This window comes from Nitrospirillum iridis (assembly GCF_014205765.1).
Classification (GTDB): Bacteria; Pseudomonadota; Alphaproteobacteria; order Azospirillales; family Azospirillaceae; genus Nitrospirillum; species Nitrospirillum iridis.
In genome coordinates this window covers 273887-295581 of record NZ_JACIIZ010000004.1, presented here as the reverse complement: position 1 = coordinate 295581, position 21695 = coordinate 273887, and the positions used below count along the sequence as shown (strand labels likewise).

The 21695-nt window shown below is 65.5% G+C and carries 19 protein-coding genes; 10 read left to right on the top strand and 9 right to left on the bottom strand.

The window, feature by feature from the left end:
* The first annotated feature begins 43 nt into the window (after positions 1–43).
* Genes metG through FHS74_RS08785 form a run of 3 tightly spaced genes read left to right on the top strand, consistent with a single transcriptional unit; the run spans position 44 to position 3235 of the window.
* Positions 44–1600 (top strand): methionine--tRNA ligase, encoded by a 1557-nt coding sequence (gene metG, locus FHS74_RS08795; RefSeq protein ID WP_184799530.1) that lies wholly within the window; start codon positions 44–46, stop codon positions 1598–1600.
* Entirely contained in the window at positions 1600–2445 is an 846-nt protein-coding gene (locus FHS74_RS08790) for a TatD family hydrolase (RefSeq protein WP_184799528.1), read from the top strand. Before metG ends, FHS74_RS08790 begins: the two co-directional genes overlap by 1 nt.
* A 10-nt stretch (positions 2446–2455) precedes the next feature.
* Positions 2456–3235, top strand: a complete 780-nt coding sequence (locus FHS74_RS08785; protein ID WP_343066891.1) for an MBL fold metallo-hydrolase — start codon at positions 2456–2458, stop codon at positions 3233–3235.
* 42 nt (positions 3236–3277) lie between these two features.
* Here FHS74_RS08785 and FHS74_RS08780 read toward each other — a convergent pair whose 3' ends face one another.
* Both FHS74_RS08780 and FHS74_RS08775 read right to left on the bottom strand, forming a co-directional pair.
* Complete coding sequence (locus FHS74_RS08780) at positions 3278–3685, bottom strand: hypothetical protein (protein ID WP_184799526.1); 408 nt, start codon at positions 3683–3685, stop codon at positions 3278–3280.
* Positions 3686–3893: 208 nt separating this feature from the next.
* Positions 3894–4301 carry a hypothetical protein gene (locus FHS74_RS08775; protein ID WP_184799524.1) on the bottom strand — a complete coding sequence of 136 codons (408 nt, stop codon included), beginning with the start codon at positions 4299–4301 and terminating at the stop codon, positions 3894–3896.
* Between the two features lie 245 nt (positions 4302–4546).
* On the opposite strand from FHS74_RS08775, the gene FHS74_RS08770 reads away from it, so the two are divergent.
* Positions 4547–4981, top strand: a complete 435-nt coding sequence (locus FHS74_RS08770) for a hypothetical protein (protein WP_184799522.1) — start codon at positions 4547–4549, stop codon at positions 4979–4981.
* A gap of 58 nt (positions 4982–5039) precedes the next feature.
* Here FHS74_RS08770 and FHS74_RS08765 read toward each other — a convergent pair whose 3' ends face one another.
* A complete protein-coding gene (locus tag FHS74_RS08765; protein WP_211106187.1) occupies positions 5040–6650 on the bottom strand; it encodes a porin in 1611 nt (536 codons plus the stop codon).
* Positions 6651–7551: 901 nt separating this feature from the next.
* Between FHS74_RS08765 and FHS74_RS08760 the strand changes: the two genes are divergently transcribed.
* Positions 7552–8817: a hypothetical protein gene (locus tag FHS74_RS08760; protein WP_184799518.1), complete on the top strand. Its 1266-nt coding sequence runs from the start codon at positions 7552–7554 to the stop codon at positions 8815–8817.
* A gap of 131 nt (positions 8818–8948) precedes the next feature.
* Positions 8949–10928: an SPFH domain-containing protein gene (locus FHS74_RS08755; protein ID WP_184799516.1), complete on the top strand. Its 1980-nt coding sequence runs from the start codon at positions 8949–8951 to the stop codon at positions 10926–10928.
* 12 nt (positions 10929–10940) lie between these two features.
* Here FHS74_RS08755 and FHS74_RS08750 read toward each other — a convergent pair whose 3' ends face one another.
* Both FHS74_RS08750 and FHS74_RS08745 read right to left on the bottom strand, forming a co-directional pair.
* Positions 10941–11273, bottom strand: coding sequence for a hypothetical protein (locus FHS74_RS08750; protein ID WP_184799514.1), 333 nt, complete (start codon positions 11271–11273; stop codon positions 10941–10943).
* A gap of 175 nt (positions 11274–11448) precedes the next feature.
* On the bottom strand, positions 11449–11598 hold the full coding sequence (locus FHS74_RS08745; RefSeq protein ID WP_184799512.1) for a hypothetical protein: 150 nt from the start codon (positions 11596–11598) through the stop codon (positions 11449–11451).
* A gap of 133 nt (positions 11599–11731) precedes the next feature.
* On the opposite strand from FHS74_RS08745, the gene FHS74_RS08740 reads away from it, so the two are divergent.
* Both FHS74_RS08740 and FHS74_RS08735 read left to right on the top strand, forming a co-directional pair.
* Positions 11732–12733: a glutathione S-transferase family protein gene (locus FHS74_RS08740; RefSeq protein ID WP_184799831.1), complete on the top strand. Its 1002-nt coding sequence runs from the start codon at positions 11732–11734 to the stop codon at positions 12731–12733.
* A 132-nt stretch (positions 12734–12865) separates the two neighbouring features.
* Entirely contained in the window at positions 12866–13534 is a 669-nt protein-coding gene (locus tag FHS74_RS08735) for an HAD-IA family hydrolase (RefSeq protein WP_184799510.1), read from the top strand.
* A gap of 31 nt (positions 13535–13565) precedes the next feature.
* Here the strand turns inward: FHS74_RS08735 and FHS74_RS08730 are convergent, their stop codons facing one another.
* The gene (locus FHS74_RS08730; protein ID WP_184799508.1) at positions 13566–14429 is read right to left on the bottom strand and encodes a LysR family transcriptional regulator; all 864 of its coding nucleotides are present in this window, start codon (positions 14427–14429) and stop codon (positions 13566–13568) included.
* Between the two features lie 220 nt (positions 14430–14649).
* On the opposite strand from FHS74_RS08730, the gene FHS74_RS08725 reads away from it, so the two are divergent.
* On the top strand, positions 14650–15903 hold the full coding sequence (locus tag FHS74_RS08725) for a cupin domain-containing protein (RefSeq protein ID WP_184799506.1): 1254 nt from the start codon (positions 14650–14652) through the stop codon (positions 15901–15903).
* A gap of 75 nt (positions 15904–15978) precedes the next feature.
* On the opposite strand, the gene FHS74_RS08720 is transcribed toward FHS74_RS08725, so the two are convergent.
* The 3 genes from FHS74_RS08720 to FHS74_RS08710 all read right to left on the bottom strand — a co-directional run bounded on the left by FHS74_RS08720 (position 15979) and on the right by FHS74_RS08710 (position 20105).
* Positions 15979–16326: a RidA family protein gene (locus FHS74_RS08720; RefSeq protein ID WP_184799504.1), complete on the bottom strand. Its 348-nt coding sequence runs from the start codon at positions 16324–16326 to the stop codon at positions 15979–15981.
* Between the two features lie 254 nt (positions 16327–16580).
* Positions 16581–17822 carry a Ca2+-dependent phosphoinositide-specific phospholipase C gene (locus FHS74_RS08715; protein ID WP_184799503.1) on the bottom strand — a complete coding sequence of 414 codons (1242 nt, stop codon included), beginning with the start codon at positions 17820–17822 and terminating at the stop codon, positions 16581–16583.
* Positions 17823–17849: 27 nt separating this feature from the next.
* A complete protein-coding gene (locus tag FHS74_RS08710) occupies positions 17850–20105 on the bottom strand; it encodes a TonB-dependent receptor (RefSeq protein ID WP_184799502.1) in 2256 nt (751 codons plus the stop codon).
* Positions 20106–20441: 336 nt separating this feature from the next.
* Here FHS74_RS08710 and FHS74_RS08705 point away from each other — a divergent pair, with 336 nt between their 5' ends.
* The gene (locus FHS74_RS08705; protein WP_184799501.1) at positions 20442–21635 is read left to right on the top strand and encodes a TetR/AcrR family transcriptional regulator; all 1194 of its coding nucleotides are present in this window, start codon (positions 20442–20444) and stop codon (positions 21633–21635) included.
* Positions 21636–21695 lie beyond the last annotated feature (60 nt).

Genomic DNA, 21695 nt, shown 5'->3' with positions numbered 1-21695 from the left:
CCCAAATGATATTCTGACAGCCTGCAAAGCCGGAGAAGTTGCCATGTCCGGGCGCCCGCCCTTCTACATCACCACGCCGATCTATTACGTGAACGACGTGCCGCACATCGGCCACGCTTACACGACGATCGCCTGCGACGTGATGGCCCGCTTCAAGCGCCTGGACGGTTTTGACGTCAAGTTCCTGACCGGCACGGACGAGCACGGCCAGAAGGTGGAGAAGTCGGCCAAGGCCGCCGGCATCGACCCGCAGGCCTTCACCGACAAGGTGTCGCAGAACTTCCGCGACCTGACCGGCCTGCTGAACATCTCCAACGACGATTTCATCCGCACGACGGAGCCGCGCCACGTCACCTCCGTCCAGGCGCTGTGGCGCACGCTGGTCGAGAATGGTGAAATCTACCTGGGCTCCTACGCCGGTTGGTACTCCGTCCGTGACGAGGCCTATTACGGCGAGGACGAGCTGCGCACCGACGACCAGGGCCGCAAGTTCGCGCCCACCGGCGCCGAATGCGAATGGGTGGAGGAGCTCAGCTATTTCTTCCGCCTCAGCGCCTGGACCGACCGCCTGCTGGCCTTCTATGAGGCCAACCCCAGCTTCATCCTCCCGCCCGGTAAGCGCAATGAAGTGATGAGCTTCGTGAAGGGCGGGCTGAAAGACCTCTCGGTCAGCCGCACCACCTTCGACTGGGGCATTCCCGTCCCGGGCGATGAAAAGCACATCATGTATGTCTGGCTGGACGCGCTGACCAACTACATCACCGCCATCGGCTATCCCGAGACGGGGGAGGGCACGCCCTACGCCCAGTATTGGCCCGGCGCCATGCACATGGTGGGCAAGGACATCCTGCGCTTCCACACCGTCTATTGGCCGGCCTTTCTGATGGCCGCCGGCCTGCAGCCGCCCACCCGCGTGTTCGCCCATGGCTGGTGGACGGTTGAAGGGGAGAAGATGTCCAAGTCCCTGGGCAACGTGGTGGCGCCCGCCGAGTTGCTGGAGAAGTACGGCCTGGACCAGACGCGCTATTTCCTGATGCGCGAGATCCCCTTTGGCAACGACGGTGACTTCTCCCGCCGGGCCATGGTCACCCGCATCAACAGCGAACTGGCCAACGGCTACGGCAACCTGGCCCAGCGCTTCCTATCCATCATCCAGAAGAACTGCGGCGCCGTGGTACCCACGCCCGGCCCGTTCACCGAAGCCGATAACGCCCTGCTGGACGCCGCCCGCGGCCTGCTGGCCACCCTGCGCGCCGAACTGGACGTGCAGGCCTTCCACAAGGCGCTGGATGCCCTGTGGGTGGTGGTGGGCGATGCCAACCGCTACATCGACGAGCAGGCCCCCTGGGCCCTGAAGAAGACGGATCCGGCGCGCATGGCCACCGTGCTGTACGTGCTGGCGGAAGCGGTGCGCCGTGTCGCCATCCTGACCCAGCCCTTCATGCCGGGCGCCATGGCCAAGGTGCTGGACCTGCTGGCCGTGCCGGAGGATGCCCGCGACTTCGCCCACCTGGACCAGGCCCTGGTGCCGGGCACGCCCCTGCCGCCGCCGCAGGGCGTGTTCCCCCGCCATGTCGAGGAAGCGGAGGGGGCGGCCTGATGCCGGACGGTCTTTCCCTGAAACCTTTCCTGATCGACAGCCACTGCCACCTGGATTTTCCCGACTTCGCCGAACAGCGCGACGCGGTGGTGGAGCGGGCGCGGGCGGCCGGGGTTGGCGCCATGCTGACCATCTGCACCCATCTCAGCCGCTTCCCCCAGGTGCATGCCGTGGCGCAGGCCTATCCCGACGTCTGGTGCACGGTGGGTGTCCACCCCCATCAGGCGTTGGAGGAGCAGGAGCTCTGCTCCGTCGACAAGCTGCGCGAGCTGGCGGCGTACCCCAAGGTGGTGGGCCTGGGTGAGACGGGTCTGGACTATTACTACAACAAGAGCCCGCAGGAAGTGCAGGAAGCCAGCTTCCGCGCCCACCTGACCGTAGCCCGCGAAACCGGCCTGCCGGTGGTGATCCATACCCGCGACGCGGATGAGGACATGGTCCGCATCCTGCGGGAGGAGGGCGGATCCGAGGGCAATCTGCGCGGCCTGCTCCACTGTTTCAGTTCCTCGCCCGAGCTGGGGCGCCAGGCGCTGGAGATGGGCCTGCACATCTCCTTCAGCGGCATCGTCACCTTCAAGAAATCCGAAGAGTTGCGCGACTTCGCCAAGGAAGTGCCGCTGGACCGCATGCTGGTGGAAACCGATGCGCCCTTCCTGGCGCCGGTACCCATGCGCGGCAAGACCAACGAACCGTCCTTCGTCGCCCACACCGCCCGCCTGCTGGCGGAGGTGAAGGGGATGGACCCGGCCGAGCTGGCGCGCCAGACCAGCGCCACCATGCTGACGCTGTTCGACCGCATCCCACCGGCCGAGTGCGGCACCTTCGTGAAGGACCTCCCCGCATGAGGAGGGGGCTGTGACGGTGCCGTTCCGGGTCCGAGTCCTGGGCTGCGGCGGCTCTGGCGGCGTGCCCATGATCGGCAACGTCTGGGGCGACTGCGATCCCCATGAGCCGCGCAACCGCCGCCGCCGCGCCTCCATCCTGGTGGAGAGCGGGACGACCACCGTCCTGATCGACACCGGACCGGAGATGCGGGAGCAATTGCTGGATGCGCACGTCACCCGCATCGACGCCGTGGTCTACACCCATGCCCATGCCGACCATGCCCATGGTATCGACGACCTGCGGCAGGTCAACTGGCTGACCCGCAAGCCATTGCCGGTCTACGCCGACACGGTGAACCTGGAACAGCTGGTCGAACGGTTCGACTACTGCTTCAAGCCGCAGGACCGCCCGGACTGGTTCCCCCGGCCCTGCCTGGTGCCCCACACCATCACCGGCCCCGTCACTATCGGCGACCTGACATTCATCCCCTTCCACCAGGACCATGGCCGGCTCCCCAGCCTGGGTTTCCGCATCGGTGATTTCGCCTACTCCACCGACGTGGTGCATCTGGATGAGAAGGCCTGGGATGTCCTGGCCGGCGTGGACACCTGGATCGTCGATGCCACCCGCATCGAGCCCCACCCGGTGCACGCCCACCTGGACATGGCGCTCAGCTGGATCGAACGGCTGAAGCCGCGCCGCGCCTATCTGACCCACATGAACCACACCATGGACTACCGCACCCTGATGGCGACCCTGCCGCCGGGGGTGGAACCGGCCTATGATGGGTTAGTCATCGACATGGCGTGAGTCCATGGCGTGCGGCCCGGATGGGGCCGCACGCCATGCCGGTCACTGTTGGACGTCGAAATTGACCCAGATGGTGGAGTTCACGGAAACGCTGGTGGACGCCAGGCCGTAGATGCCATACCCCGGCGGCACATATGCCTCGCGCGGCAGAACCGCCGTGCCATCCGTTGAGGTGTTCGCGGATTCGGCCATCAGCAGGATGGCCCCATCCTTGATGCTGGTGGGCGTGGTCGGACTGACGATCAGCACGATCTGGCCACCAGCGATGTTCATGTTCGCATTGCGGATGATTGCGCCACCGACATTATTGGCCGGCGCCAGCACAGTGACGACAGAACCGCTGGCGGGCGACACGTTGACGTTCATACGACCGACGGGCGTGATATCGGCAAGCGCCGTCGCGGGCAGCGCCAGAACAGCGCAAGTGACTAAAATACGAAATAAGTTCATATCGCTATCCTCTCAATATTGCCCAGAGTGAGCGTATCGGGAAGTTATATTTCCATTCCCGATCGCGCAACATGAACCACACCATGGACTACCGCACCCTGATGGCGACCCTGCCGCCGGGAGTGGAGCCGGCCTACGACGGGTGGGGCATCGACATGGCGTAAGTCCATGACGTGAGCGGTCCGGATGGGGCCGCACGTCATGCCGGTCACTGCTGGACGTCGAAATTGACCCAGATGGTGGAGTTCACGGAAACGCTGGTGGACGCCAGGCCGTAAATGCCATACCCCGGTGGCACGTATGCCTCTCGCGGCAGAACGGCCGTGCCATCCGTTGAGGTGTTCGCAGATGCGGCCATCAGCAGGATGGTCCCATCCTTGATGCCGGTGGGCGTAGTCGGACTGACGATCAGCACGATCTGGCCACCGGCGACGTTCATATTCGCATTGCGGATGATTGCGCCACCGACATTATTGGCCGGCGCCAGCACAGTGATGACAGAACCGCTGGCGGGCGACACGTTGACGTTCACGCGACCGACGCGCGTGATATCTGCCAGCGCCGTAGCGGGCAACGCCAGAACAGCGCAAGTGACTAAAATACGAAATAAATTCATACCATTATCCTCTCATATCGCTCGGAGTGAGCGTATCTGGAAGTTATAATTCCATTCCCGATCGCACAACATGAACCACACCCTGGACTACCGTACCCTGATGGCGACCCTGCCGCCGGGGGGTGGAGCCGGCCCATGATGGCTTGATGCTGGAGATGGACTGAGATCGCTTGAATACCCTCTAGGGTTGTGCTGGCATTTCAAGCACTGTATCGCCGCCGCCGAACGATTGGGAGCGCGCTGGAGTGTGGCGATTCAATGATTTTCTCGGTTGGTCCATAGCAGGCATTTTCTCGGCGCTGGTCAGCAGTTACGGATCGGTCCTGCTCGCCGTTGAACTGGAACGCGCGCTCCGGCGTGCCAACCCCATACCCGGCTATGCCTTGGTGACGGCGTCCCTCGGCACATTGGCGGGAACCGGCATCCTGCTGACCATTGTCAGCCGCCTGCTATTCAAACGGCCGGACTCCGATGTTGTGGAGGAGGACGGCTACCAGGGCATCATCACCGGCCATACCGTCAGACTCAGCAGGCGTGTGGTGACTCGCATGGACAAGCGCGTCTCCTTCCACATGATCCTCTGGTTCGTCCTGCCCGGCATGGTCTTCGACCTGCTTTTCGCCTCCGCCTGGTGGCAAGGCCTGTGCTGGCCCTATTATTTATGGGCCGTCATTCTATAGACGCGGACTTGGCCCCCGTAAGGGCCAAGTCCGCCTTGTCCGTTGACCGTCTTCAGCTTCAGTACGCGACCTGGGCGCGGAAGCCCACGGCCTGGTAACGCAGGCCGGTCTGGTTTTGCAGCGTGGCGCCGCTCAGCTTGTCCACGTCCACGATCTGATAATCGGCCATGAACTTCAGATGGTCGTTGGGGTACCAGTTCAGGCCCAGCCCGATCACGTCCTGCCGGCCGCCGGCCACGCCGCCTGTCACCGACTGGGCGAGGAAGCGTTGCACATGGCTGTTCAGGTTTATGTCGCTGTAGCGCGCCACCAGTTCGAAGGCACCCCAGTCGCCTGTCCCGGGATCGAAGGGGTGCGCCACCTTGAGGCCGCCGAAGCCGCCGCGCGCCGTCTGGTACCCGCGTGTTTCGCCGGTGATGATCCAGGAGGCGTCGACATAGGCGCCGGAGAAAGTGAGATCCGGCGTCTGGGTTGAGCCGCCCAGGCCGGCGCTGGCCTGATGCTGGCGATTGACGCCGATCTCCACATACTCGCCCTGGATCAGGAAGTTCTGATAGCGCAAGCCCAGTTCCGGGTTCCAGGTATAGATGCCGGTGGCGGGCATGGACCCGGTATTGATCAGCTTGTTCGCGTCCACCCGCAGTTCCGGCTGCACCGACAGGGCGATGTTCTGCGCCAGACGGTTGCCGTCGTTCTGGTTCATGCTGAACACCTTGGAACCGCTGAAGCCCAGGTGGATGTCGTAGTCCTCGCCATAGAGGGGCCGCCCCGCCACGCGCATTACCGCGCCGGTCTGCTGGCCGTTCGACGGCTGGGTGGTGGAGATGGCGGTGGTCACCGAGCCGCTGCCGCCTACGGTCGAGGTCGCGGTGGTGGTCGATTGGCCACCATAGGCCTGGCCGGTCAGGAAGCCGGACACGAAGAATCGGTCCTGATAGTACCGCGCGCCCACGGCGGCGCGGGCGTCGCCGGCGGCGATGTTGCGTTCCACATCCATGATGGCCGGCCGTTCCATGAACATGAAGTCGTTGGAACTGGGCGCGTCCTGCAGGCTGATGTTGGGCTGCAGATAGCCCAACGCCGCGGTGAAGCCCTTGAACGGCATATAGGCCAGGTTGGCCTCATACAGGTATTGGCTGTTCTGCCGGCCGTCGGGGGAGCCACCGAAGTCCGGCGTCACCGTCGCCGTGAGATCGCCATAACGGAAAACGAAGGGGATGCGGATGCGGCGGGCGTTGACACCATCGCCCAGATCCACGCCGGAGCGCTTCACGCTGGCGTTGTCCTCGAAATAGGCCGCCGCGTCGAACTGCGCCTGCAGGCCAATCTGCAAGGTGCCCTTGCCGCCGAAGGCGGTGAAGGTGGGACGGCCGCCGGCCATGGTGAAGCTGCCGTTCTCGCCACCGCTGGCTTCCAGCTTGGCGATGGTTTTCGCCTGCGTCGCGGCCTGGGCCGCCACTTGCTCGGCCTGGACCTTGGTATCGGCCGACGCCTTCGCATCCGTCGCCTCGCGCGCCTCCAGCGCGTCAAGACGCGCCTGGATGGCCTGGCTGACCTTCATCTGCGCCTCCAACTGGGCGCGCAGGCGCTGAACCTCCTGGCTGGTGGTGTCGGCGGCCCGCGCCGGCAGGCCGGCCAGCAGGCCGCAAGCGGCGGTGAACAGGAACACGCCGGTTCGTCCGTATGGGGACGTCCGCGTTTGCTTGGACATTTTGAGGACCCTTCATCGACCAACGATCGCGCCCAATCAGCGCGAGGCCCAATCCTACCGAGAATTGTTACGTTTTGAGTGAAGGTGCCTGATAATATTTGATGATCATTCGATAAATGAACGCTATCGATAAATATAGATCTGGTTTCACACCATCTTTTATTTCACTCAAATAACACCACATGATTTATAAGGCGCAATTAAAATTTATTTTAATGGCACGAGTTCTGGTCATTGAGATGAGGGCAAGGGTTAAATTATATTTTAACTTCATCAACCCTGTCCTGCCAGATCTAGCGGCAGCGGCCCCGGGGCCGTGAAGCGCCTGCGGACTCCGATCGCAAGCCTTGTCCACGCAAACCGGTATGCGCGGCGCGCGGCACTGGATGAAAACGCCGGCATTGCGACTGTGCGTTGTGTCACACGGGCGTCATGGTAAAATCGGTGCCATCGACAAACGGTTCGGATACCCCCTGATGCGGCGTTCCGGTTTCCGGCTTTCCCGGCCCAGTGCCCTGGCCTCGCGGCGTCCCGCCGCCTTCGGCCCCCGTGTTTAAGGCTTCATCGAGATCGGTATGAGCCAGCGCCGCCCCTGACACCGGCGGCCCCTGACCCTTCCTCAATTCCACACTGTTCCCGCCTGTCGGACGCCCTTTGCCCGGGTGCCGGCCAAAGCGGTTGTGCGCCCGGATCCCGTCAGCGGATCCGGACCGGGCGCCCACATCCTGGTCCGCGATAACGAGGGCATCCATGCCGCCCATTGCCGGCCGCTCCTGCGCGGCCGTCGTCCCACGCCCTGGCCCCGCCAGCCGGCGCCGGCCCCCCCACGCCCGTCTTAGCCCCTAGTAAGGCGCAGATCATGGAAAACATCCCCCTTCGCCAGGTCACCGGCGTCGCCTGGCGCGTCGCCGCCACGCTGGTCGTCACCCTCACGGCCGGCGCCGTCGGCGCGCTGGTCTCCCCATCGGCCACGCGGGCGGGCGCCGCCGCCGCAGGCCGGCAGTTCCAGGCCAGTGACGGTGGTGCCGTCAGCTTCGCCACCGCCGCCACGCTCTGGTCCCTGCCCAACATCCTGATCATGGGTGTGGCGGCGGTGCTGCTGTTCCTGATCTGGCGCCGTCCGCTGGCGGTCCTGGTCCGGCACCTGGCGACACTGTCGGCGGTCGCCGGTCTGATGGTGGCCAGCCTGCCCAATGAGGCCCGCGCCTATTACAACAACAGCGACCGGACGGAGGCCTACACCATCCTGCCCAACGAGTCCGCGTTCTGGATCCCAGACATCGGCGACAACAAGGACGGGCAGGTCCAATATGACTCCGAGGCCTATCTCACCTCCCACAAGGTGGCGCTGAAGCGCTTCATCATTCCGCACCACAAGCTGGCCAATTCCGGAGGCTACATCGGCTGGGACGCCTATGTTCCCGATGGCCGCCTGATCATCGTCGACCGCAGCCCCTATTCGCGGGAGTGGGTGTCCAGCGCCCAGCGCGGCACGTCCAGCCGGGACGAGGGCATCCATTGCCAAAGCAAGGAGGGGCTGGACGTGACGGTCGGCGTCTCCGTCGCCGCCTCGGTGTCGGAAACCAACGCCGCCCGTTTCCTCTATCACTTCGGCGTCCAGCAACAGGGCTACAAGGGCATCGACAGGACCGACCCCAACGTCATCTTCACCTCCGTCTTCTATGGCCGGTCGCTGGGTGACGTCATGGACGATGTCGGCCGCAAGAAGATCGGCACCCTGATCTGTGCCGAACTGACGGCGCGTCCGCTGAACGCCGGCAACGCCGAGGCCGGGATCATCATGGACAAGGTCACCAAGGAGGCCGCCACCTGGTTCGCCACCATGGGCATCACCCTGGAATTCCTGGGCTGGGCCGACACCTTCCAGTTCGACGCGACCGTGCAGAAGGCCATCAACGACGCCTATATCGCCACCACCGTGGCCGGTTCCCTGCCGGTGCTGCAGGCCCTGGCCGATGTGCGGGTCAAGGAAGGGTTGGGTGATGGCCTGCGGACGCGGGGCCTGCCCGCCAGCCTGGTGGCCGTGCCCGACCGCCTGCTGGGCGCGCTGGGCGGCATGTTCGGCAAGGGCGACGCCAAGCCGGACGCGGCCCCGTCGAAGTAACGCCCCTTCATCTTCTTCATCCGCTTTCCGGCCGGCGCGGCCTTTCGTGCCGGCCGGGCCGGCGATGCGCCAGGATCCGATGCGGGTCCGCCCTGGCCACCCATCCCAGACCCGCTTTCCACGAGGCTCACATGCTGGAATTACCGTCCTGGGCGATCCCCACGCTTTATGTCGCGGGTGGCGTCCTGGGTGTGCTCATCCTGGCGTTCGCGACCGGCGCCATCGTCTATATCCGCAACGATGCCGTTGGCATCGTCGAGAAGCTCTGGGCGCTGGGCGGCTCGGTCGAGGAGGGGTTCCTGGCCATGGCCGGCGAGGCCGGCTTCCGGCCGGAGACGCTGCGCGGCGGCTTCCACTTCTTCGTGCCGCTGCAATATCGCGTCCACCGCGCCAATCTGGTGACGGTACCCCAGGGCAGCCTGGCCTATCTGTTCGCCCGCGGCGGCCAGGCCCTGCCCAATTCCCAGGCGCTGGCCCGTTGGCCGACCGGGGTGGGAACCAACGGGGTGGGGGTGGAGAACGCCCGCGCCTTCCTGCAGCAAGGCGGCCAGCGCGGCCCCCAACGCCGCATCCTGCGCGAGGGCGTCTACGCCATCAACACGGCACAGTTCATCGTCTTCACCGAATCCGCCACCCATGCCGTGGTGCTGGGCGACGCCAGCGACGCGCGCGCCGTTGAAACCATGCGCCAGCTGATCGAGCAGCGCGACGGCTTCCGCCCGCTGATCATCCGTGACCATGAGGACGCGGTGGGCGTCGTCACCGTCCATGACGGCCCGGCGCTGGACCATGGCGAGATCATCGCCCCCACGGTGGGGACCCACGCCGGTGACGGCGCCACCTTCCACAACTCCTTCCAGGATCCGGAGACCTTCCTGGCCGCCGGCGGCCGCCGGGGCCGGCAGGAGCAGGTGCTGGTGGAGGGCACCTACTACATCAACCGCCTGTTCGCCACGGTGGAGGTGCGGCCCAAAACCCAGGTGGAGATCGGCAATGTCGGCGTGGTGGTCAGCTTCACCGGGCCGCGCGGGCTGGACGTGTCGGGCATGGACCACAAGCATGGCGAGTTGGTGGAGCAGGGGCAGCGCGGCGTCTGGCGCACGCCGCTGCACCCCGGCAAGTACGCCATCAACCCCTACGCCGTGAAGGTCAGCACGGTGCCGACCACCAACTTCGTCCTGCGCTGGATCGAGGGGCGCAGCGAGGCCCACGGCTTCGACGACAACCTGGCGGAGATCAAGCTGATCACCAAGGACGCGTTCGAGCCGGTGCTGCCCCTGTCCATCGTCGTCCACATCGGTTACGACGACGCCCCCTGGGTGGTGCAGCAGTTCGCCGACATCAAGAAGCTGGTGGAACAGACCCTGGATCCCATGGTCAGCGCCTGGTTCAAGGATGCGGCGCAGAGCCGCACGCTGATCGAACTGGTCAACCAGCGGGCGGACGTGCAGCGCGAGGCCCTGGCGGCGATGAGCGCCCGCTTCGCCAAATACCGCCTGAACGTGAAGGAGGTGATGATCGGCACGCCGCGCGCCGCCAAGGGCGACACCCACATCGACACCATCTTCGAACAGCTGCGCGCCCGCCAGGTGGCGCGGGAGAAGGTGGAGACCTATGAAAGCCAGCAGGTGGCCGCCGCCAAGGAACTGGAACTGCGCGCGGCGGAGGCCAGGGCGGCGGCCCAGGGCGACCTGACCAAGTCCTCCGTCTCCATCGAGGTCGCGCAGAACCACGGCCGCGCCGAGCTGGCCCGCAAGACCCAGGAGGCGGAGGCGACCAAGGTGATGGCGGAGGCCACGGCCATGCGCACCCGCACCGAGGGCCGGGCCGAGGCCGACCGCGTGGCCGCCATCGGCGAGGCCAACGCCCAGGCCGCCAAGGCCCAGGTCGACGCCTTCGGCGGCGCCGACATGGCCCTGTCCAAGGAGGTGGCCGCCATGCTGAGCGGCGCCATCACCCAGGCCAAGGTGCCCCTGGTGCCCACCGTGGCCCTGGGCGGCAACGAGGCTGGCCACGGCACCCTGGTCGACGCCCTGGTCAGCCTGCTGATGGCCCAGGGCGGGCTGGACCAGCTGGTCAAACGGCCGAAGCCGCCGGAGACGGGGGTGTAAAGCCCAACAGTGTCAGGAGGGCCGGGTCGGCAATGATCCGGTCCTCCCTCCCGACGGACGCATAGCGGGCGCGTCACCCCGTTTGGCATTGTCCTTCTTCACCCCCAACGGCCAAAGTAGCTTGGTCGCCACAATCCACAAAATGGCTCCCGCCACCAAGATGGCGACGACAACGACGCCCGGCAGATATCGCCCCAGAGCCAATGCCGCGAAAGCGAACAGCAGTATGATCAGCCAGACGAACGGCTCAAGCGACAGGATGAGCAGAATGAAAGTCCACTTCGCATAAACCTCCGCCCCGCAGTTGGGACAGATAAAGGGGGCACTCTTAGCCAAATCAGCCATGCTGGGCACGGTGGGTTTTGTGCAGGAGGGACAGGGTCGTGGTGGGAACATAGGCATAGCCATGGCCTAGATTAATCTCAGGAAGCGCGTCATCGGTTCATGGCGCGGAATTCATACTAAAGTTATACACAGGCCAGGATAGGACCACTTAGTGACGGAAACGGCGCGGTTCCCCTCAAAGAAGCACGGCACGGTGGAAATACTTTCGCGGTGAACGCTGATGGCCAGGCTTGACGGTCAGGCGCTTCACCTCGGAGGCCAAGTCCAACGCCATGCGCCACGCCACCTCATCCACGATGAAATTGCCGATCGGTGGCATTGGCATCCGCCACACCGTTCCGCATTCCTGAACGACAGGCGCAGGATTATGCCCCTGACGCCCGCCGCCCTTCGGGGCTATGTATGGGCGGACGGCTGGCGCCCCCCTGGGCGACCGGCCCAGGATCGCGGAGATGGATATGGGATTGCTGGTTGATGGTGAATGGCGCGACGTCTGGTATGAAACCACATCGACCGGCGGCCGCTTCGTGCGCAAGGACAGCGCCTTCCGCCATTGGGTGACGGCCGACGGCGCCGCCGGTCCCAGTGGGGAAGGGGGCTTCAAGGCCGAACCCGGACGCTATCACCTGTATGTCAGCCTGGCCTGTCCCTGGGCGCACCGCACCCTGATCCTGCGGGCGCTCAAGGGGCTGGAGGACGCCATCAGCGTCTCCGTCGTCCACTGGCGCATGCTGGAGGAGGGGTGGACCTTCACGCAAGGGCCCGGCACCGTGCCGGACACGGTGAACGGCGCCCACGCGCTGTATCAGGTCTATCTTGCCGCGGACGCCCACTACACCGGCCGGGTCACCGTGCCGGTGCTATGGGACAAGCAGCGGCGGACCATCGTGAACAACGAATCCTCCGAAATCATCCGCATGCTGAACACCGCGTTCGACGGCGTGGGCGCCACGCCCGGTGACTATTATCCGGTGGCGTTGCGGCCGGAGATCGTCGCGCTGAACAGCCGCATCTATGACACCGTCAACAACGGGGTCTACAAGGCGGGGTTCGCCACCACCCAGGCCGCGTATGAAGAGGCCGTCGCCCCCCTGTTCAACACCCTGGACTGGCTGGACGAGCGGTTGGCCAGCCGCCGCTTCCTGACCGGCGACCATGTGACGGAGGCGGACATTCGCCTGTTCACCACCCTGGTGCGCTTCGACGCCGTCTATGTCGGCCACTTCAAATGCAACATCCGCCGCATCGCCGACTATCCCAACCTGTCGGCCTACCTGCGCGACCTCTTCCAACTGCCGGGCGTGGCCGCGACCGTGAACCTGGAGCATATCAAGCGCCACTACTACGAAAGCCACCGGTCCATCAACCCCACCGGCATCGTGCCCGTGGGGCCCGCCCTGGATTTCGCCGCCCCGCATGGCCGTGACCGCGTGTCATCGGCCAATCCATTGCCGGTCTGACCTCGGTCCATCCGGGCCCACCCGCCGGACCATGCCCCTGTCCACGTCTTCGGTGCCGTGCGTTCGCGGACGTCGACAGGGGGCCGCCACCACCGCAGGATGGCGCCCCCTGTCCCGCCCGCCGGATCCCGCATGCCCCCGATACCCCACCCCGACCGCTCCTTCGCCGCCTTCCTGTTCGACATGGATGGCACCCTGATCGACAGCATCGCGTCCGCCAACCGCGCGTGGACACGCTGGGCGGTGCGCCACGGCCAGGATCCGACCGCCATTCTGGCGACCATGCACGGCGTGCGCGCGGTGGAGACCATCCGCCGCTGGGCGGCACCCGGCACGGACGTGGAGGCGGAGGCCGCCCAACTGACCCGGGATGAGATCGACGATGTGGCCGGCACGGTCGCGATCCCTGGCGCGTCAGCCTTCCTGGCGGCCCTGCCGCCACAGCGCTGGGCCATCGTGACCTCGGCCCCCCGGGCGCTGGCCCTGGTGCGGTTGGCGGCCGCGGGCCTGACGCCGCCGCCAATGATGATCACCGCCGATGACGTCAGACGCGGCAAGCCCGCACCCGATCCCTTCCTGCTGGCCGCCCGCCGGCTGGAGGTGGCGGCGACGGACTGCCTGGTGTGGGAGGATGCGCCCGCCGGAATCGCGGCCGGGGACGCGGCGGGCGCCGCCATCGCGGTGATCTCCGCCACCCACCACCAGCCGATGGAGACCCACCATCCCCTGGTGCCCAATTATGAACGTCTGATGCCGGTGGTGGACGGCGACGGCCGCCTGCGGGTGGTCGCCCAGTCTTGAGTTTTCCGCCCAGGGTTTCTGGTTTTGTGTCTCAGGCCCAGAGGCCCGGACCCTTTTCCATGATCAGGTCGGCCAAGGCCCCGGGCGCGCCCTGCAGCCGGCGGCTGCGACCCAGCACGACGAACTCCACCTCCGCCAGGGGTGGCAGGGCCGCGCGCCCGTCCACCACCACCAGGTCCGACCCCGCCGCCCGCATGAGCAGGGGAGACTGCGCCATCACCCCCAGTCCAGCCTGCGTGCCCGCCCGCAACCCCGCCAGCGTCTCACTGGAGCAGGCGACGAACCAGGGCCGCTGGACGCCGTTCAGGGCCTCCAGCGCCAGGGTGCTGGTGATGCTGGAGTTGGGGTAAAGCACCAGGGGCACGGCCTCGTCGGTGCCCAGGGTGAATTCCCGGTGGGCCAGCCAGGCCAGGCGTTCGCGATGGATCAGGACGCCCCGGTCATCGCCCGGCTGGCGCTTGGCGAACACCAGGTCCAGGCGGCCGGAATCCAGCTTCTGGTACAGGGCGCTGGTAAGGCCCACCGTCAGTTCCACCCCCAGATTCGGGTTGGCGCGGCCCACGTCGCGCAACAGGTCGGCCAGGCGGGTGAGGGTCAGGTCGTCCGACACGCCCAGCCGCACCCGGCCGCGCGGCGCGCTGTCGGCGAAATAGTCCGCCGCCCGCTGGCTGAGGCCCACGATGTCGCGCGCCAATTCCGCCAGGACGGCACCGTCGGCCGTCAGCGCCACGGTATGCGTGTCCCTCTCGAACAGCTGGCGGCCGCAGGCTTGCTCCAGCCGGCGGATGTGCTGGCTGACGGTCGATTGGCTTATGCCCAGCGCCGTGCCCGCCGCCGTGAAATGGCGGGCCTCGGCCACGGCCAGGAAGGTGCGCAGCTGGTGGAGATCGAACACGGGGTCATTCCCCTCAGTAATGACTGTTATTACTGCAAATCGTTCGTCGACTTAAGCCATAGTTGGCGGGCCGGGATCAAGTCATCGGAACGGATGGCTGGCCACCCGGCGACAAATCGTCCCAGAAGATCACAGCAGTCCCGTGCCCACCCCGAAACCATACATTGGTATGGAGGGGTGTATGAACGGGACCCGCCGTGCCTTGCCCGAGGTTCCTGTCATGACAGACTTTACCAGGCGCAACATCATCGCGGCCTGCGCCGTCGCGGCGGCCGCCGCCGCCGGCTCCGCCAGTGCCGCCACCTTCGGCAACCCCGACCGCCCGGCCCAGGGCCGCGTCAACCTCAGCAACCCCATCGCGGGGCAGGAACCGGGGCCGCAAAATTCGGCGCTGGCCAACCAGTTCCCGTCCTTCCAGGACCCGCCCGCCACCGACGTGGCCGGCATGGACCTGTTCTGGGCCTCCTTCAACAACGCGCACAAGCGCATCCAGGACGGCGGCTGGGCGCGGGAGGTGACGCAGGCCGATTTCGCCATTTCCGAGGCGGTGTCGGGCGTGAACATGCGGCTCGGGCCCGGGGGCGTGCGCGAACTGCATTGGCACCAGCAGGCGGAATGGGCGGTGATGACGGACGGCAAATGCCGCATCACCGTCATCGACGCCGACGGCCGCCCCGCCGTGCGCGACGTGAGGGAAGGGGACCTGTGGTACTTCCCCCCCGGCCTGCCGCATTCATTGCAGGGCATCGGCACCAGCGGCGCGGAATTCACCCTGGTGTTCGACAATGGCCGGGCGTCGGAATTCAACACGCTGCTGTTGACGGAATGGATGGCCCACACCCCGCCGGAAGTGCTGGCCGATAATTTCGGCTTGCCGCAAAGCGCCTTTCGGAACATTCCCGTGGATGACCTGTGGATCTACCAGGCCAAGGACCCGATCCCGCCGCTGGAGGAGGTGCAGAAGGCCGTGAAGTCGCCACTGGGTGAGCCGGAGTTCGAGTTCACCTTCTCCATGGGCACCATGAAGCCCACGCGGGTGACGCGCGGCGGCTCGGTCAAAGTGGTCGACACCCGCAACTTCCCGGTCAGCAAGACCATCGCCGCCGCCTTGGTGACGATCAAGCCCGGCGGACTGCGGGAGTTGCACTGGCACCCCAACGCCGATGAATGGCAGTACTACCTGAAGGGGCAGGGACGTATGACGGTGTTCAGCACCGGCCCCCGGGCGCAGACCGCCGACTTCCGCCCCGGGGATCTCGGTTACGTCAAGAAGAGCTTCGGCCACTATGTCCAGAACACCGGCACCGACGATCTGGTGTTCCTGGAAATCTTCAAGGCCGACCGCTTCCAGGAGGTCTCGCTGGCGCAATGGCTGGCCTGCACCCCACCGGAATTGGTGGCCCAGCACACCAACATGGACCCCAACCTGATCCGACAGTTCAACAAGGCCCGCTGGGACGTGCTTCCGGCGTAGGGACGGATTGGTCGCTGATTTTCCCGCTGTCCATGGGAGGCGCCACCGTCCAAGCGGCGGCGCCTCACCGGACCGTCAGGCCTTGGCGGCGGTGATGATGATCTCGACCTTGTAACCGGCGGCGGCCAACTTGGCCTCACCGGTGGCGCGGGTCGGGGCCGGCACGCCGGCGATCCAGGCGTCCCACACGGCGTTCATCTCGGCGAAATCGGCCATGTCCGCCAACCAGATGGTGGCGGCGAGCAGGTGGTTCTTGCTGCTGCCGGCCCGCGCCAGCAGGGATTCGATGCTGGCGAGGACGGTCTTGGTCTGTTCCGTCACACTGTCGCCGGGATTGCCGACTTGGCCAGCGAGATAGACGGTGTCGCCGTGGATCACGGCCTGGCTCATGCGCGGGCCTTGATCGATGCGGGTGATGGTCATGGTCAGTCCTTCCTTCAATTTAAGGGCTTGAAGCGGGCAATTAATAGCGGTTGATCGCCGGCTCCGCAGTCTCTATCGCCGGGCGGCGACCGGTGATCAGGTCTGCGATGACGTGCGGGGATCCGCAAATCATCACCCGCCCCGGCACTGACACTTCCACCTCGCGCAGTGCCCTGTGCCCTGACACTTCAATCTGGTTGAAACTCATAAAGAGCCGATAATATACGTTATGGAAATATTGGCTGTAGTGCCGATCACCTCGGCGGGGCGGTCGGCGTCGGCTTGCAATTGGGCGCCAGCACGGGATTGCAGCGGACCGGCCCCCCGTCCGGCAGGCGGACCACATAATCGGTACCATAGGCGTTGCCGGGATGTTCGAAGTCGGTGGAAACGATCTGCGCGCCGCTGGCGAAGGCGGCTTTCGCCCGCCCCATGTCGTTCACCTTGGCCTCATAGGTCTCGATGTCCGACCGCGACCGGATGATGTATCCCTCCTTCACATAGCGACGGATGTCGTCGGCGCGCACCAGGGCGTTGTCCATCAGCAGCACGGCCGCGTGGTCCTCCCCCGGCTCCGCCCGCAGGAAGGCGACGCGCCCCTTCAGCGACGGGTGGCCGTCCAGGTAGGCCAGCGTGCCGGCCGGGCCCGACGCGGTGATCATGAAAAACATGATCTTGCCCCGCGCGGCCTTCAGGGTCGGCCAATCGCCCGCCCGCACCGCCTGGTTCAAGGTGGTATGACGGCCCCGCACGTCATCGGGGGTGATCAGACGTTCACGCCCCAGGACGGACAGAATCTCTGTGTCCAGATCATCGAACAGCTTGGCGTCGAACGGCACGGTGCGCGTCGCGTTCGGCAGAGGCGACGCGTCGTCCACCTTGGCCTCCAGCATGATGAACAGCGGCCCGTGGCGCGGATGGGCATCCGACCAATCGCGGATCTGCCGCAGGCACAGCGTCAGCGTGGGGCAATGGCTGCGGAAATCCACATCGGGAATGTGCAGCACCTTGTAGCCCGGCTTGTCCAGGCCGGTGGCATCAAAGGGCAGCAGATCGGTGACGCCTTGGGCGCGCAGCATCCGATAGGCCACGGGATCACTGAAGGTGCCGCCCTTGGGGTCGGGATTGACGTCGATTTCCAGGCTGCGCACCCCCTCCTCCAACTGCGTCTTCAGATCGGGGTGCGCATAATTCAAGGCTTCAAGGATGCCTATCGGGTTGGGATGCTCCTCCTCAAACAGGGCGCGGCGCTCCGCCGGCAGTTGTCGCAGGGCGGCCACCATCTTTTCAAAGCCTGGTGCGGCCAGGGCCAGCACCCGGGGGTCGACCGGCATGGCGTAGCTGTTATGGGTGCCCAGGACCTGCAGCTGGTTGATCTTCAGGCTGTCGGGAGCGTTGGCATACTCCCCCGCCGCCGAAGTGGTTTGCGCACCGGCGTGGGCGGCGACGGTCATTGCCAGCCCGGACAGGGCGGCCACGACAAATCGGTTCTTCATTTCCGGGTGTCCGTGCGTTCGGCGGGATCAGAAGGAATATTGGGCGAAGACACCCACGGTGCGGTACGCATCCAGCGAGGTGTAGTGCAGCAGGCCCAAGGATCCGTACATCTGCCAGCCGGTGGAGAAGTAGGTGTTGAACAGGTTCTTGGCGTAGACGCCCAGTTGCAGGGCATCGTCGTCCAGGCTGACGCCGGCGCGCAGATTGACCAGACCATACCCCGGCGTGCGCGAATATGCCGGCTCGCCAACCACGGTGAACATGGTGGAACGGTAGCTGTAGCTGACGGTGCCGTGGAAGGTCATGTCCTCCGCGATCGGCTGGTCATAGTTGGCGCTGACCGTGGTCATCCAGCGCGGGGAGTTGGTCAGCTTGGTCCCGGTGTAGTCGGTCGTGGTGTTGTAGACGTAATCGGTGAAGGCGGCGTCGGTGTAGGTCACCGATCCGTTAAGCGTCAGGGCGTCGGTGGCCCGCCAGGCGACGTTCAGTTCCGCCCCCTTGCTGGTCAGGCCACCGGCGTTGCCGATCACCACCTGCTGGACCACGGCGCCCGGGACATTGGTCAGGATCGAGGCCTGGAAATCGGTGAAGTCCTCCTGGAACAGATCGAAGTTCACGCGCAGGCGCCGGTCGAACAGTTCCGACTTCACACCGACTTCGTAGCTCTTGACCGTTTCCGCCTTGTAAGGGTCGTACAGGCTGCCGACGAAAGCCACGCCGCCCGGCTTGTAGCCGGTGGAATAGGTGGCATAGACCATGACGTCGTCGTTGAACTTGTACTGCGGCGAGATGCGGTAGGAGAAGTCCTGGCCCGAGACCGATCCGTGGGTCAGGTAGGGGACCTTGCTGGTACCGATGACCGTGGTCTTGACCCCCGTGATGGCGTCGACGTCGGCGGTGGGGAAGGTCAGGCCCTGTGAATTACGGTCGTCGCTGAAGCGTCCACCAAAGGCGATGCTGGCCTTGTCGGTCAGGTTCAGCTTGACCTGGCCGAAAGCGGCGGCCGTGCGGTTGCGCGACTTGAAACGCGCCTCGTTGCCGCTGCCGTAGGGCGAGGTCGTGCTGTAGAAGCTGGTCAGCTTTTGGCCAGCGGCGTTCACCAGGGGCTGGCCCGCCGTATAAAGCTGCAACTGGGTCTGGTCGGCGGTCAGGACGTTGAAGAAGACACCGCCGAGATATTCCAGGAACTGCCCGGTGGGCGAGGCCCAGCGGATTTCCTCGCTGAACTTCGTCGTGTCCAGGCGCCCCTGGTTGTAGGGGATGTAGGCGTAGATGTTGCCCGGCAGCAAATCGGCCGGCGTGTCGTTGTTATAGGTCGTATAGCGCAGGGCGGTGATGGCGGTCAGGGTATCGCTGCCGATGTCGGCTTTCACGCGCACCGACCCGCCGTATTCATCCGTCGTGATCTGGCCCTTGGAGCCGTCGGCGCTGTCGACATTCTCCGGCCCCGGGGTGACGCCCAGGGCGATCTCGTGGGCCGTGACCGTGGCCGGCGCACCCGACACCGCGGTGCGGATGGTGCTGTCCCAATGGTGGGCGTAGTCGCCGGCGGCCAGGATTTCCAGGGTGTCCGTCGGCTGGACCAGCAGCTTGGCGCGGGTGCCGTAGTCTTCAAAAGACCCCAGCGACTGGTGCAGGACCTTGTATTCGCCATGGCCGTCCTGGCCCTGGTAGAAGGTCGACAACCGCAGCGCGGCCTTGTCACCCAGCGGTACGTTCACCCGCGCGCTGTCGATCTTGTCGTTGTTCTCGCCATAGCTGGCGCTGACCTTGCCGGAGAAGCGGCCCAGTTCCGGATCGTTGGTGGTGATGGCGATGACGCCGGAGGTGGCGTTCTTGCCGAACAGGGTGCCCTGGGGGCCCATCAGTACGTCGACGCGCTTGATATCGTCCAGCCCGGTCATGCCATTGTCGCGCTGACCGTCCATCACCACGTCGTCAACCACAATGCTGACCGACTTCTCGTTGGAGAAATCGAAGGACTCGCTGCCCACGCCGCGAATCTGGAAGGCGGCGCCCTGGGTGGGATCGTACTGCAGGCCCGGGACCATGTATTGCAGGTCCGTCACCGACTGGTAGCCTGATTCCTCAAGGGCCTTGCCGCTGAGGGACGTGATGGAGATGGGAACTTCCTGCAGGCTTTCCTCACGGCGCTGCGCCGTCACCACGATCTCATCCAGCACCTGGGACTGGGAGCCCTCGGCCGCTATCGCGGCGGCGCTGACGCCAGACGTGGCCAGCATGGTGGCGCCCATCAGGGCGGTGATCCGATTCTTCCACATTGATGTTTTCCCGGGGCTCGAAAGGGGCGACGGCGGGGCGGTGCCGTGCATGGTCCCGCGGCTTTTAACCCACGTCCCCAGAAGCGCCGAGTGAAGAGATTGTGACACATGTACGGATTTCACGCCTGAGTGCAGAGCTTGGCAGCACCAGCGAAGATCCGCTCGCCGCCGGGAATTTGAGCCAGATGCTAACAGTCGTTACTGGATTTTCGCCTTAAAATTGGGTATTTTCCTGAACGACGCGACCACTGGACGCGTATAGTGATGTCGTCCCCTGGCGACCGAGAACCTTCTCCGGACCCCATGACTGAACCAGAACAGAACAGTTGTACGGACATGCTGCTTCCTAGCCTGACCCTGGTCGCGCAGGAGGGGGTGGGCGCGTTGAGCCTGCGGCGGCTGGCGGCGGCGGCTGGTGTCAGCCTGTCGTCGCTCACCTACCGGTTCGGCAAGAAGGAACACCTGATCACCCAGTTGATCGACGCGGCGCATCGGCAGGAGCGGATGTTCTGGCACGCCTGGACGCGGAGGATTGAGGGGGTGGCCGGCCTGAGCGGCACCGCCTTGGCCGATATCGCGGAGGCGGTTGTCGACGGGCTGACGCGGGATCACCCCACCCGGACGCTGTTCTTCTGCGAACTGGTCCAGGCCAGCGCCTGGGATGACACGGTCCGCGCGGCGCTGGGGCCGTGGCTGGAAACACGGCAGGCCTTTTGGCGCCAACTATGTGCCGCCGCCGCGCCGCATAGGGCGCCGCCCACCGTCAATCTGGCCGCCTTGCTGCACGCCTATAGCATTGATGAAACCGCCTTCTCCTTGGCCCTGGGATCACACTCCCCCTATGCCTGGCTGCGCAAGCTGACACTCCGGCGACTGTGCGGCCCCCGTGCGCCGGTGGCGGAGAGGGCGGCCGACCTGCGCCTGTTCCAGGTCTTCTATGACGAGTCGGCGCAGTTGCCCGACACCGTGGCCCTGGACCGGGCCCAACTGTTCCACAACCCGTTGGAGATCAAGGCCATGGCCCACGCGGCCATCCTGATCGTCCGGCGGGGGGCGGAGGCTGTGACCCATCGCGCCGTGGCCAAGGCGGCGGACGTCCCCGTCTCCACCCTGGCCTATCATTTTCGCCGGCAGGAGGACCTGCTGAAGGCCGGCCTTGAAGGGATCATCCGCCAGATGTGGCGGCAGCTGGACTCACTGCCGTCCGCTTCGTCCACGGTCGTGCCCGGCGATGACGCGTACAGCCCGGCACCGATCGCCAGAGGCACCTTCGCCATCGCCCTGGCGGCGACACGCGCGCCGGAACTGGTGGCATGCGCCGCCGCCATGCGCCGCCGCCGGGGCGAAAACGTCAATCGTTACCTGACCGCCAAGACCGGCGCGCCTCATGACCACGACGCCCTGACCAATCAGGCGTTCGCCATGGCCAGCCTTGGTCAAACGATGCTGGCGGGCGAACACCCCGATCAAGTCGCCGCCACCGCCGCCGTGGTTGCCAGCCTGCACGCCTGGCTGGACCCAAAAAATTAACAATCATCGTTGCCCGGTTGGCTTCATGATCCCGCCCGCCTGATCCGCGACCAGGGCCAG